The organism is Microcystis sp. LSC13-02, from assembly GCA_002282935.1.
In the GTDB taxonomy this organism is placed as follows: Bacteria; Cyanobacteriota; Cyanobacteriia; order Cyanobacteriales; family Microcystaceae; genus Microcystis.
In genome coordinates, this window is record MTBT01000202.1 from 1 (window position 1) to 12,980 (window position 12,980).

Below are 12,980 nucleotides of genomic sequence, written 5' to 3' on the forward strand. Positions count from 1 at the left end.
ATCAGTATAGCACAATAAAAGTTAAGTTAACAAGCTATAGTTTAAAAAGCCGTCCTAAAAGGACGGGGCTTTAACCCAAAATTTCGGTAAAGATTTAGATCGTCGATAATTCCTCGCCGGTTGGTGAGTCCTCCCTGTTTCATGGTTTCTTCTAGTTCGTTACTTTGGGTTTCCCAGTATTGAGTGCATTTTAGTCGGTCTTTGGGGTTGTAGATTTTGGCATCGGGGAGGACAATGGGGAAGATGCAAGCGTAGAAATCTCCATTTTTTGCGATCTCGATTAACTCGAACATACAGTTAGACGATTTAAGGTATTTATCGCTAATGACGAGGAGAACACAGTTTCCCCCTAATCTTAATGAGCAACTAATTACTTTTGCCTATAATTTAGCAACGAGAAACGAATATATCCAGATGAGCTTAAGTAATTTTATTGAAAACTTCCAATTAATTTTTGATAATTTTGAGCAGAAAAATAGTCAACAAGATAAATATATAAGTGTGATTCGTGGTAATTTCATTGTTCATAAAACTTGCTTGGATAACATAAAACAAGCAATAATCGATGTCAAAAATGATCTATATAATATAATATCTATCCCATTGCTAGTTCATAGTAGTAACACAAAAAGTCAGCTTTTAGAATATTCTTCAAAAAGAAATAAGCAATACAGCTTAAGACTTATTTTAGAAATCAGTAAACATTTGTTGGCAACCGAAAGTGACACTGAAATACCGTCGATAAATACTTATTTTACAAGGATGATAATTGATGCTAACGTGGCCTTTAAAGCAGTAGTCAATAATGATATGGATAAATTCAGAAAATGGATAATACAATAGGAAAATATTAGCAAAAGTAGCCCCAAAAATTGATAATATCGAGGTAGAACTGAAAAAAGCAATTTAGCCGCCGCTACAGCAATTCTGGCGGGGTTAGTATTTAAGTAAGGAAATCATCAGAAGCTTATTAAGAGAAGAAATTATGCGCGAATCAGTCATTTATCAGGATATCCGGGAAAAAGGAAGACGATAAGAAGCGGTTTCTTTGATTCTACGGCTACCTAACCGTCGTTTAGGTGAAATATCCTCAACTGTAAGCCAACAAATCCGAGAACTATCTCCAGAACAATTAGAAACTTTAGGAGAAGCGCTGCTCGATTTTGCCAGCTTGACATATCTGACCACTTGGTTATCGGAGATAGAAACTTAAATCCCCAGAAGATGTCTGCTCGTCCTGCGTTAAATTTTTAAATACTGGCTTTTTTTGTATTGATTTAACCATGGCTACCAGCGATATCTCCAATTCTGCTCACTCATCCCCAAAAACCCTGCCAAAACTGGGACTTTTCACCATGTTTCGCTTAGGACTCTTTCAAATGGGACTAGGTATTATGTCCCTGCTGACTTTGGGGGTTCTCAATCGGATTATGATCGATGAGTTAAAAGTTTTACCCTTTCTCGCCGCAGCTGCGATCGCTATGCACCAGTTTGTTAGTCCAGCGCGCATCTGGTTTGGGCAAAGATCCGATGGTAAAACTATTTTTGGTCATCATCGCAGCGGTTATGTCTGGATTGGGGCGGCAGTTTTTACCGCTTTAGCTTTTATTGCTTTGCAAGTAGTCTGGCAATTGGGACTTAGTATTCAAACTTCGGGATGGAGTACCATTTCCTACGCCTGGATTGCCCTCTTAGCCTTAATTTTCGCCCTCTACGGACTGGCTTTAAGCGCCAGTTCTACCCCTTTTGCTGCCCTCTTGGTGGATGTGTCCGATGAAGATAATCGATCGCAATTAGTTGGTATAGTTTGGTCAATGCTAATGGTGGGAATTGTCGTCGGGGCGATCGTTAGTTCTCGTTTGCTGGATACTCCCAATATCTGCGGTACAAATATTTTGACTTATGATCCGACCCAATCAGCCCCTATAGCCAATATTCCGCAACTACAGGCGAATATTAACCCCGTGTTCACGATTATGCCCGCTATCGTTTTCGGTCTCTGCATTTTAGCGACTTTTGGCGTAGAAAAAAAATATTCTCGTTTTAGTAGTCGGTCCACTCTTGTGCAAAGAGAGGATCAAATTACCTTCAAAGATGCCCTACAAGTTCTCACCGCTAGTCGGCAAACCGGTTTATTTTTCACCTTCCTGCTGATGATGACTTTGAGTTTATTTATGCAGGATGCAATTATGGAACCCTTTGGCGGCGAGGTTTTTGGGATGTGTATCGCCCAAACCACCCAATTAAACGCTTTTTGGGGAACCGGAACCCTTTTTGGTATTGCTGCCACGGGATTTATGCTCATTCCCCGCATCGGTAAACAAAAAACTACTAAATATGGCTGTATTTTTGCAACAATTTGTTTTATTCTCTTGATTTTTGCCGGCTTTTCTGCTAGTCAGAGTTTATTAAAATCAAGCTTGCTCTTTTTCGGTTTAGCTTCGGGAATGATTACTGCCGGAGCTACCAGTTTAATGTTAGATTTAACCGCCGCCGAAACCGCGGGAACTTTTATCGGCGCTTGGGGATTATCACAAGCGATCGCAAGGGGATTGGCCACGGTTTTAGGCGGTACGATTTTAAATATCGGTAAAGTTGTCTTTTCTAGTCCGGTTTTAGCCTACAGCTTAGTTTTCCTCGTGCAAGCATTGGGAATGATCCTGGCAGTTTGGTTATTAAGTCGCGTCGATGTCAAGGAATTTAAGGAAAATGCCCGAGCAGCGATCGCAACGGCGATGAAAGGGGAGATCGACTAGCAAAAGCAAGAAAAAGTGAGATAACAGGAGAATTAGCCCGATCGGGGGAAGTTGCTCAGCAGCTTTTTTCCTATCCTAAAAGTAGAGAAGAAAACGAAAGAGGAGGCTAAAACGATGAAAAGGACTTTAATGATTGCCCTAGGTTCCCTAGCTTCCTTACTGCTGATTAACCCCGTCGGTGCGGAAAATCCTCAACAGGTACAACAATTATTGAATACGCGGGAATGTCCGGGCTGTGATCTCCGCGGTGCAGATTTAAGGGGGGCGCATCTAATCGGTGCTGATTTGAGAAAAGCGAATTTACAGGGAGCTAATCTGGAGGAAGCTAACTTAGAGGGCGCAGATTTGACCGATGCCAATCTAGAAGGCGCAAATTTGACCGCAGCTTTTCTGACTAATGCCAGTTTGAATCAAGCTGATCTCGATGGAGTCAATTTCACCAGTGCCGTGATTTATGATGCCGATGTGACGGGTGCATCGATGGAGAGAATTAACTTGACAAATGCTCAGATTTATGGTACTGGCATCGCTGTCGGTGGTGGCAATCCCTAGATAGGGCGGGCTGAATAAGTATAAAAACCTTGTGGGGTAAGACTTTTAGACTTTTTTCCCCCAAAAAGTGCCTTAGCTAGGAGTGATTGGGAGGAAAATTCAGCTACTTTTTTCCTGAAAATTGGTAAAACCCCACACCCCACACCCTGTCCCCACTAAAAGACTTTTTCAGCAAACCCTAGCTAAAGAACGTCAATTTTAACTCTTGTTAAGCGATCGCTTTTGATAATTTCCCCGATTGAGTCTCACTGGGATTCTGGGACATCCGGCGCGATAATCAACAATTGTCCCTCCTTATCCTCGCGAATGGCTAGAATCGCCGGACGTTCATTTTCTGCCGACTGAGGGGATAACCCGCGAAAAACATAAGTCCAATTATTATTTTGGATTAATAACCGCCAAACTCGCGGGGGATTGACTTTACTATCATTCGTTTCTTTTCCCCGCAGCTCTTCGAGTAATTTAGTCTCACCGATAATTCGATAACCTTTGAGAGAAGGATCGGTAAAAACATCTTCCGGATTCCGACCGATCGCTATCTGTTTTTCCGGTAAAACTAAAGTGATAACTGGTAAGGTAGAACTATCATTAACTGCATCGCGACGGGCATCGATCGATCCCTGAATTCGGGCTAACCAAAAAAGGATAATTAATAGCCAAATAACAGCGATCAAATCTTTTCGGAGAGATTCGGGAATTCCTCGAACTAATAAACTTAGGAACTGAAATTTTTGATGAAATTTCCGTTTAGATTGACTGACAATTGAATAGGATGGCAGGGGAGACAAAATCCAGAGGGTAAATTGAATTGCGAAGGCAACGGCAACCAGCGCCAGAAACGTTCGCAGCAACGCTCCGAAATCGCCACAGAAGACCTGTATCGGCACAAAAAGGAAGGAACGCAAGGGCAAGTCCAGACGGTTAATCTCAAGGCTAAACCAGCCGAAATAGGCCCACCGATAGATCCATCCCGTAAAATAGAGAAAAATCCCCAGTAAACCGAGAAGACTGGCGAAGGTTCCTAGTATCTGTGTTCCGGGAGGGGGAGAATTCGGAGCGCTCACGGCAAAATGTCCCTGATTGGCGTTTTTGATCGCTATTCTACTCGATCGATCGGGTTCTATCGCCAGTTATTTGTATTTTATCAAGGAGAATAACCATGTCCATCGACGATCCCCGACAAGTTCGTTTTTTAATTGAGAAAATGGAAGCGAGTTTACCAATCCCTGTGCGTGCAACTCCCGAAACGTTAAAACTAGCTGAAACAAAAGGCGAGCGATACAAACCCGATCACCAGTTTTCGATCGATAAAATTTTCTACACGGGAGACGAGGGGGGAATTATTTGTTCCCTAAAAAATGAATTGGGAAAACAAACGGGTCTTGTCTGTTCTTTAACCCATCTACGGATCGATAACGATCATCCGTTAGCGGCAGATATTCAATCCTACCAGAAAAAGCGATCGATGCGGATCGCACTACAGGATGGCAAAACCGGAAAAGCCCTCCGTATTGCCAAACAAAACCGCCCGAACAAAGGTTTCGGAAAGTAAAAATATATTGACAAAAACCGCAGGTTGGGTTACGAGTAGCGCTAACCCACCGCGTCCAATTATATTCGGGGAATAGGAATTTGATTAGTTGTCTCCCTGGGATGTTATTCCTACGCAGGTTCCCTACAATGGTAGGTCGTTAGATTAGAAAAGTCCTAACATTTTGGACGGATTATCGGCTATTTTTCTTTTTTTGCCTTTTTACTCCGCCGAGAAGACCGAGCGAACCCAAGAGAACGATTCCAGGCAAGGTAGAGGATTCGGGAACCGGTTGGAAATCGAGGCTAAAGGTTCCCGATGGTAATAGCGGGGTACGACCGTTTGCGGTATTCGTATCCACGAAGCGAAAGGTAGCGGAATAGGTTCCTAACGGCGCGTTCCCATCTGTTGAAAACACGGGAGTGAAAGCGAACCAATCTCCTTGCCCGATAACATAAGTATCGTTGACCGCGTTAAACAAATTTATTCCCGAAGCGTCCGTTACCGTCAAACCGGGCGTGATATCGATTAATTGTAGGGCGATCGTCGCCTCGTCTCCCAACAAGTCCTTCCAGCGACCCTTTCCCGTATTATAAATTGCGTTCACGTAAGGATCGGCGAGATCGTCGGTTAAATGGGCGACCGGACGTATTTTCAAATCCGAATACATATGAGCGTCCGTTTTCTGGCTAATATTCTTTCCCGCAAAAACGCCGCTACCCGGAAACAGGGGGATCGGGGGTAGGTCGAACCGTGTTTCGGGCAATCGGTTATTGGTACTGGTCTCTACCACTGTCGGATTCGTTGCCTCCCCCGTGTAACTATAAATACCGATGGCGTGGAAATGACTGATCTCGACGGGTTCATGTTGATGCGGGAACAGAAGCGATAGTCTCCCGTAGTTCGGATTGGCCAGAGCTTTATAAGTCCCGCCGGCTAGAGTCGGGAGTCCGTCTATCCCGACCATAATATGATGATGACTACTATGGGATTGGGCGAGGCTCGCGGTCGAACTAAGAAAGACGGCGGAAATCGAGACGAAAAAGGCATTTAAAACCTTATTAGTCAAAATAAACATATATTTTGTCAGAGATTTTGTTATACCTATTGTAATAAAGACTTTTCTGGAATTCAACAGACAGCGTGTCGTAGACAGGTGGCGCGTCTCTCCATAACCGCATGAGTATCTAAAACTGCTTTTAACACTTAAAGATCCTCTGCCGTAAAATCTCCCCACGCTTCTCGTCGGGTTTTATCGATATCTTCAGCCGAGGGAGCCTGTCCTAAATCGGCGCATATACCCCATAAAGATGGACGGAGTTGATTAATTTCTGCCGATTCCGATGCCATTTCTGCGGTAATTTTTTCGATCAGTTGCCGTTTCTCGATCGAGGATAATTTTTCCACCCACCGCATTAGCTCTTGTAGAGTCATATTTCTATCGCCCACCGCGTGAAGGAGTAGCTTTATAAGTTTTAACATAAAGAGAAGATAAAACGCTTCTCCTTTGACAATCCTGACGCTAAAATATGGAAAAACCCCTCTAGAAAAAACCCTAGGGTGAGTTACTGTTACTCCTAACCCACCGCATCCAAGATCGAAAACAGAACCAACTAAATCCCGATCATTCAGGCAAGGTAAAGATGAAAAAACTCTACCCAATAATAACCGCAACTAGCCTAGTTTTTATCGCCTCTCTTGCTGGCTATCATCTACCAGCCACCGGCGATCTATCTCCCGTCAAGAAAATTCCCGTATTTATACCGGATGATACAAAAGTATCTTTAAAAAATGGCACTTCTCTATCTGGGAGATTAATCAAGTTCGATTCTCCAACAAAAACGATCGCTTTAGGGAGAGAATCAAAAACAAAAGAAGTGGCAATGAAAGAGATCAAACAGATAGAGTTTCAAGGCAAGGTTATTATCAAAAGTGGAAGGCTTGTTATTCGTGGGGAAGGGGGATCAAGCAATCCAAACCAGAATAGACAAAGCTGGACGGAACCCCTACAGAACTTCAAAATTGTTGATGTTAATGAAGGAAAAGCGGAAGTAACTTTAACCTCGCTAGATTCTCCAAAAATAAGAGGAATCGAGCGTGTAGCCCTTAACAGTTCCTACGTTGTTGAGGAAATTAAATTTAACCCCTCGGACAAAATTGAGATTCAAGTAAACCCCCATTAAAATTCACAAAAAAGAGGTCTATTTTTTAGGCAATTAAAGAAGACTTTAAATGGGAAAGTTGGCTGATGTATTGTTCGATTGTTTTTGGTGATAGTGGATCGTTTAAGGTCGAATTAGCGAGGTAAAAAATGATGTCATTGATGATATCTTCCTCATCTATTTTATAGGCGATATCTTCTCTGCATTCGATGGCATCAGCCCAGTTTTCTAGGTCGGTGGCAGATAGAGCGTTATTGAGATAGCGATCGAGAATATCGATCAGATGCTCTTTTTTTAGGGTGATAATTGCTTCGCTACTGTCCCAAGGAAAGGTTTTTAGGATAGGGAGGATAGTTGATAGGGGTTGGTCAAAGTTGACTAGGGCGTTGAGGTATTCTTGTCTATTTTTCATGGGTATTTTTGTTTGATGTGAACAATAAGTACCTAAGCAAAATTAATTACACATATCTAACCCCCTCCTTACCTCTTGCCCCTTGCCTTTTGCCTTTCTTCACTGGGAAATTTATTTTGCACGACTACTTATAAGTAGCTGGTTATAATTAAATTAAAAATGGATTTTAGGTTCGATCCCCCCTGCCCCCCTTGATAAGGGGGGTGCCGGTCCCCCATGCTCCCCTTGATAAGGGGGGTGCCGGTCCCCCATGCTCCCCTTGATAAGGGGGGTTTCTGATAATTTTTAACGCCTACCTACTTAGTAATTATAATCTTTTAGTAACTGTCCATTTTGAACGCCGATTAAAGGGGCAACTATGAAAATAGACTATGATCGAGCCGCTAATGCCGCTTATATTCGTCGTTTTGACGGAAAGGTTATTGATTCTGAGGAACTAGCTCCGGGGATTATCTATGATTACGATGAGACGGATAGGATTGTAGGGATTGAGATTTTAGGAGTCAAACAGAGAACGGCCGAACGATTCAAAAATATTGATTTTCCGTTGGAAGAGAGTGAAAAACAAGAGATTAGACAATGGTTCGGAAAGTTAATACTAAATTGTTAAGTGATGTGAGAAATTCAGGAAATATGGGAGGTGCTATAATTGATATATTTACTCAGTCAAAAAACGATGATTAAGTTAAAAGTCACAACGGTAGGGAACTCTATGGGGGTGATTTTCCCGAAAGAGTTGGTGGAGAAGCTGCGCCTTAGTAAAGGCGATATGCTCTACGTCTTGGAAACGCCAAATGGCTTTGAGCTTACACCCTACGACCCCGAATTTGTCCAGCAAATGGAAGTGGCGGAGGAAGTGATGCGCGAAGACTGGAATGTTTTGAGAAAGCTGGCAACTTAGGCTCATGAACCAGCTAATCTGGATAGCTGATGGGGTAGCTCTCGCGATTCATCACCGCCAAATAGCCGAGCATGGTGGATTAGAGGGTATTCAAGATGAGGGGTTGCTAGAAAGCGCACTTTCCCGACCGCAAAATCTTCTGGCTTATTCTGAGTCGCCTCCTGACATGGCTTCTTTGGCAGCGGCCTACGCTTATGGGATTGTCAAGAATCACCCTTTTGTAGATGGGAATAAGAGAACGGCCTATGTAGTGACGAGGACTTTTCTCAGGCTCAATGGCTACGATCTTCAAGCTTCTAGTGAAGAAAAATACCAGATATGGATCGATCTTGCTGTTGGTAAGCTTTCAGAGGAACAATTAGGGACTTGCGCTTTGATAATGTACCTTTTGGGCGAACGCAGTTCGCCCCTACATTGTGGACAAAATCCGTTACTGTAGGGGCGCAAAGCTGATATTATTCCCACGCAAGTCCCTTAGCTGATTGGATTAGGAAACATTTATTAAAGATTCCTCTAATGTCGGGTTAGCGAGGGGAAAAATCATGTCATTGATGAGGTCTTCGTACTTAAATAGGACTGTTATCGTATTAAATTTAACAAGAGAGTTCAATATGATTACCTTTGAAAACGCGCTGGAGTTGGTTAGTCAATTACCCAGGGAACAACAAGAGATGTTAATCGAGTCAGGGGAGAATATCAGGAATTGAGAGCTTGTTCCTGTAGTTATGATTGCCGCATCATTTTCTATGGCTCTTCTGGTTTCTGTGTGATCAGTTTAACTTACATTATGATCGATCTTTGTGTCCTTTGTGTCTTTGTGGTTCGTTCCACTCACTCGCTAGGAGTAATGTATCTTAGAATACATTTTACCCACCAAATCTAAGAGAGCCTTTTCTATTTAGAACGAGACGAAAAAACTCAAACAGATAGAATAGTTTTGATTAACATTGGAACTCATGATGAGGTGTATTAACTAATAACTGATAGCGGAAATAACTATGAATCCCAAAATTTACGCCTTACTTACCCTTTCCCTAGTGGCTACCGTCACCCTACCAGTTGTTAACGGGAAACTCTCCTCTCTCGTCCCTGCGGTGATGGCGCAAAATACGGATGCGAGGAAAGCCGAAGCTGAGCAGCTTTTACAACTATGCCGTCAGAACCTTAAAAATAATCAAGCAGAAGCGGCGATTAAATCTTGTCAGCAAGCGATAACGGCGCACCAGCAAATCAAAGATCTTTCAGGGGAAGCAAAATCTGCCGTTAATTTAGGCATTGCCTATATTAGTAGCGGTCAATACAGTCAAGCTATTTCTATTTTAGAGAGGGGTGCTAAGATAGGGCAAGATTCAAAAGAACGTCGTGTGGAAGCACTCGCATTTTTAAATCTCGGTATAGCTTACTACGCTTCAGAGCAACCTAAGCGTGGTATTGAATTTTTACAGCAGGCTTTAACCATCGCAAAAGAAATTAAGGATGGCGAGTTAGAAAAAAATATACAACAAGTCTTAGCGGAAGCAGAGAAACCACCCGCTTCACCGCAGCAAAAAGAAGCCGATCGGCTTTTAGAGCAAGGCGCTCAACAATATAAAATAAGTCAGTTTGGAGAAGCCTTGCAATCTTGGGAACAAGCCTTACAGATTTATCGAGAAATCAAAAATCGCCAAGGGGAAGCCAATTCTTTAGGCAATTTAGGAATCGCTTACGGTTCCCTCGGACAGTACCAAAAGGCGATCGAGTACCATCAACAGTCTTTAGCCATCGCCAAAGAGATCGGCGATATCAAGCAACAAGCTAAATCTTTAGGCAATTTAGGAGCGGCTTACCAATCCCTCGGACAGTATCAAAAAGCGATCGAGTACCATCAAAAGAATTTCGCCATCGCCCGCGAGATCGGAGATCGCTCCGGAGAAACCGCTTCTTTAGGCAATCTAGCAAATGTTTATTATTCCCTCGGTCAGTATCAAAAAGCAATAGAATATCACCAACAGTCTTTGGCAATTGCTGAAGAAATTAGTGATTTTTCTTTACAAACAGTCATTTTAGGGAATTTAGGGGTTGTTTATTCCTCTATTGGGCAATACACGAGGGCAATCGAGTACCATCAAAAGTCTTTAGCCATTGCTAAAAAAATCGGGAATCGCTTAGTAGAAGTCAGAGCCTTGAACAATCTAGGAAATGCTTGCTGGTTCCTCGGACAATATCAAAAAGCGATCAATTACCAGCAACAGTCTTTAGCTATAGCTAAAGAGATCGATGATCGCTTAGGAGAAGTCAGATCTTTAGGTAGTTTAGGAGTTGTTTACTCTTCTATCGGACAGTATCAAAAAGCTATCGAATACCATGAGCAGTCTTTAGTTATAGCTAAAGAAATTGGTGATTATTCTGGAGAAGCGGCTTATTTAGGTAATTTAGGAAATGCTCACTACTCTCTCGGAGAGTATCAAAAAGCTATCGAATATTACCAGCAGTATTTAGTCATCGCTAAAAAAAAAGGTGATCGTCAAGGAGAAGCTAATTCTTTAGGCGGTTTAGGAATCACTTATCAGTCACTCGGACAGTATCAGGAAGCGATCAATTTCTATCAACAGTATTTGGCTATTACAAGAGAAATTAAAGATCGACGGGGAGAAGCCAACGCTCTAGGCAATTTAGGAAACGCTTACGCATCCCTCGGACAGTATCAAAAGGCGATCGAGTCCCTTCAAGAGACTTTAGACATCGCGAGGAAAATTGGCGATCGCTCTGGAGAAGCCGCTTCTTTAGGTAATTTAGGAAACGCTTACCAATCCCTCGGACAGTACCAAAAGGCGATCAATAATTTAGAAGTGTCCCTAAACATTACTTTAAAAACTCGTAGTGAATTATCCCGCAACGATCGCAAGGATTTTTTAGCCTCTAACGAAAGAACCGTAATCACTCTCGCCGAAGTCCTAATCCAACAAAATCAACCAGAAAAAGCCTTTCAATGGCTTAACCTCGCCACTACCGCCGATCTCGCCGATTACAATCGCCTGATTAATGCCAAAGTTGCCGATCCCGATGCACAAAAAGCACTTGATAACTGGAACACCGACAATCGACAACTCGAAGGAATGCGCCGACAACTACAGGATAAATACTCCCAAGAACTGGCACAACAGATCCGACAATTCGAGGAAAAAGTGTATAAAAATGCGGAAACTATCGGAGATAAATATCCTGAAATTGCTGAACTTTTTGAAACCAAACCCACCGACATCGCCCAACTCCAGAACAATATCGCTCCTGATACCCTCGTTATTCAACCCGTTCCCCTCCGCGATAAAGTCGCCCTATTTCTCGTTACTAGAGAAAAATTAATCGTTATTCAAAGTGATACAAAACGCGATGAATTGAATAAACTCGTCAGCGAATACCGTACCCAATTAGCCGACTATAAAAATGCCAACTACCTCGTTACCGGTAGTAAATTATACGAGATTTTAATCCGTCCCATCGAGTCCCAAATCGCCGCCACCTCCCCGAAAAATATCGCCATCATCGCCACCGGACAACTGCGCTATATTCCCTTTGAAACCCTCTACGATAAGAAAAATAACCAAGTTCTCCTAGAAAAATATCCGATTTATTATTTAACTCGTATCTCGACTTCTTCTCTTGCTACTCAAAAAACGAAAACAGATCGCGCCACTCTTAAAGCCTTAGCTCTAGCTAATCCCAAACCTTTTCTATTTGACACGGAGAAAAAAGAAAAAGTTGATCTTAAAGGCACAGAAATAGAAGCAGAAACTATCAGCAAAATCTTTCCGGGAAGTGAACAATATCTCGGGGAAAAAGCCACCCTAGACACATTTAAAATTCAAGCGGCGCGTTTCTCCATTCTCCACCTCGGAACTCACGGCTGTTTTGACCTCGCTGGCTGTCCTAATTTGGGTATGCAAGCTAATACTATTCTTTTCGCCAATAACCAACAATATAACATCGCCGATGCCGCATTATTAGGCTTAAAAAACACCGAATTAATCACCCTCAGCGCCTGCCAAACCGCCAAAGAAGCCAACGCCGACGGTAAAGAAATCTCCGGACTCGCCTACGTTTTAGAAAGAGCCGGCGCGCGCTCCGTAATCGCCAGTCTTTGGAGTGCTGAAGATAATACCAGTGCGGAAATTATGACCCAATTTTATCAAAATCTCAAGAATGGCATGACTAAAAGTGAAGCCATGCAAAAGGCCAAACTGAGTCAAATTAAAAGCCATCCCTTCTTCTGGTCGCCCTTTATTTTGATTGGGGCTGCTAATTAGGTAGGCGTTAAAAATTATCAGACACCCCCCTTATCAAGGGGGGACTAAGGGTAGGGTTGATTCATTTAAATTAAGTACAGCTGATTTTGAGTCAATAAATTTGACCGAAGATTCTCAAGTTTATCTTTCTCTAACCAAAAGAGTTAGTCACAATAACTAATCTTTAATCTCCTGCCAATATTTATTATGAATAAATTGATAAAGCTTGTTCCCAAGCCACTAAAAGCCTATCTCTCTTCAAATTGTCTGAGAGTAAATCCTGTTAATTTAGCTAATTTTTCTGCTTCTTACATCGATAAAACTATCAGTTTTTCCCAACGTTCAGCTAACCACCTCTGTCCCTCTGTTATTGAGAGAAAACCCAAACCTCTGAAAAGATTCAA

At 42.4% G+C, this 12,980-nt stretch carries 14 protein-coding genes and 1 pseudogene; 10 read left to right on the top strand and 5 right to left on the bottom strand.

Annotated features, from left to right (window positions below; translation table 11 throughout):
* Positions 1-41 precede the first annotated feature (41 nt).
* Positions 42-293 (bottom strand): hypothetical protein, encoded by a 252-nt coding sequence (locus tag BGL89_RS12160; protein WP_286825924.1) that lies wholly within the window; start codon positions 291-293, stop codon positions 42-44.
* 31 nt (positions 294-324) lie between these two features.
* Between BGL89_RS12160 and BGL89_RS12165 the strand changes: the two genes are divergently transcribed.
* The 4 genes and pseudogenes from BGL89_RS12165 (at position 325) to BGL89_RS12180 (ending at position 3,308) form a co-directional block, all read left to right on the top strand.
* Positions 325-843 carry a hypothetical protein gene (locus tag BGL89_RS12165; RefSeq protein ID WP_286825925.1) on the top strand — a complete coding sequence of 173 codons (519 nt, stop codon included), beginning with the start codon at positions 325-327 and terminating at the stop codon, positions 841-843.
* Positions 844-850: 7 nt separating this feature from the next.
* Positions 851-1,213 (top strand): annotated as a pseudogene (locus BGL89_RS21275) (DUF4351 domain-containing protein); the annotation flags it as partial.
* Positions 1,214-1,283: 70 nt separating this feature from the next.
* Positions 1,284-2,756, top strand: a complete 1,473-nt coding sequence (locus BGL89_RS12175) for a BCD family MFS transporter (protein ID WP_286825927.1) — start codon at positions 1,284-1,286, stop codon at positions 2,754-2,756.
* Between the two features lie 114 nt (positions 2,757-2,870).
* Entirely contained in the window at positions 2,871-3,308 is a 438-nt protein-coding gene (locus BGL89_RS12180) for a pentapeptide repeat-containing protein (RefSeq protein ID WP_002796262.1), read from the top strand.
* A gap of 245 nt (positions 3,309-3,553) precedes the next feature.
* On the opposite strand, the gene BGL89_RS12185 is transcribed toward BGL89_RS12180, so the two are convergent.
* Positions 3,554-4,372, bottom strand: coding sequence for a hypothetical protein (locus BGL89_RS12185; RefSeq protein WP_286825928.1), 819 nt, complete (start codon positions 4,370-4,372; stop codon positions 3,554-3,556).
* Between the two features lie 95 nt (positions 4,373-4,467).
* Between BGL89_RS12185 and BGL89_RS12190 the strand changes: the two genes are divergently transcribed.
* Positions 4,468-4,860: a hypothetical protein gene (locus BGL89_RS12190; protein ID WP_286825929.1), complete on the top strand. Its 393-nt coding sequence runs from the start codon at positions 4,468-4,470 to the stop codon at positions 4,858-4,860.
* A gap of 172 nt (positions 4,861-5,032) precedes the next feature.
* Here the strand turns inward: BGL89_RS12190 and BGL89_RS12195 are convergent, their stop codons facing one another.
* Together BGL89_RS12195 and BGL89_RS12200 are read right to left on the bottom strand one after the other, a co-directional pair.
* Entirely contained in the window at positions 5,033-5,917 is an 885-nt protein-coding gene (locus BGL89_RS12195) for an all3515 family Zur-repressed PEP-CTERM protein (RefSeq protein ID WP_353743928.1), read from the bottom strand.
* A 128-nt stretch (positions 5,918-6,045) separates the two neighbouring features.
* The gene (locus BGL89_RS12200; protein WP_353743929.1) at positions 6,046-6,321 is read right to left on the bottom strand and encodes a hypothetical protein; all 276 of its coding nucleotides are present in this window, start codon (positions 6,319-6,321) and stop codon (positions 6,046-6,048) included.
* A 161-nt stretch (positions 6,322-6,482) separates the two neighbouring features.
* Between BGL89_RS12200 and BGL89_RS12205 the strand changes: the two genes are divergently transcribed.
* Positions 6,483-7,022: a hypothetical protein gene (locus BGL89_RS12205; RefSeq protein WP_286825931.1), complete on the top strand. Its 540-nt coding sequence runs from the start codon at positions 6,483-6,485 to the stop codon at positions 7,020-7,022.
* A gap of 25 nt (positions 7,023-7,047) precedes the next feature.
* Here the strand turns inward: BGL89_RS12205 and BGL89_RS12210 are convergent, their stop codons facing one another.
* Positions 7,048-7,413 (bottom strand): hypothetical protein, encoded by a 366-nt coding sequence (locus BGL89_RS12210; protein WP_150977862.1) that lies wholly within the window; start codon positions 7,411-7,413, stop codon positions 7,048-7,050.
* A gap of 358 nt (positions 7,414-7,771) precedes the next feature.
* Between BGL89_RS12210 and BGL89_RS12215 the strand changes: the two genes are divergently transcribed.
* The 4 genes from BGL89_RS12215 to BGL89_RS12230 all read left to right on the top strand — a co-directional run bounded on the left by BGL89_RS12215 (position 7,772) and on the right by BGL89_RS12230 (position 12,597).
* The gene (locus tag BGL89_RS12215) at positions 7,772-8,023 is read left to right on the top strand and encodes a DUF2283 domain-containing protein (RefSeq protein ID WP_286825932.1); all 252 of its coding nucleotides are present in this window, start codon (positions 7,772-7,774) and stop codon (positions 8,021-8,023) included.
* A 66-nt stretch (positions 8,024-8,089) separates the two neighbouring features.
* Positions 8,090-8,314, top strand: a complete 225-nt coding sequence (locus BGL89_RS12220; RefSeq protein ID WP_012267820.1) for an AbrB/MazE/SpoVT family DNA-binding domain-containing protein — start codon at positions 8,090-8,092, stop codon at positions 8,312-8,314.
* A gap of 4 nt (positions 8,315-8,318) precedes the next feature.
* Positions 8,319-8,753, top strand: a complete 435-nt coding sequence (locus BGL89_RS12225; protein WP_286825933.1) for a type II toxin-antitoxin system death-on-curing family toxin — start codon at positions 8,319-8,321, stop codon at positions 8,751-8,753.
* Between the two features lie 559 nt (positions 8,754-9,312).
* Positions 9,313-12,597: a tetratricopeptide repeat protein gene (locus BGL89_RS12230; protein ID WP_286825934.1), complete on the top strand. Its 3,285-nt coding sequence runs from the start codon at positions 9,313-9,315 to the stop codon at positions 12,595-12,597.
* Positions 12,598-12,980 lie beyond the last annotated feature (383 nt).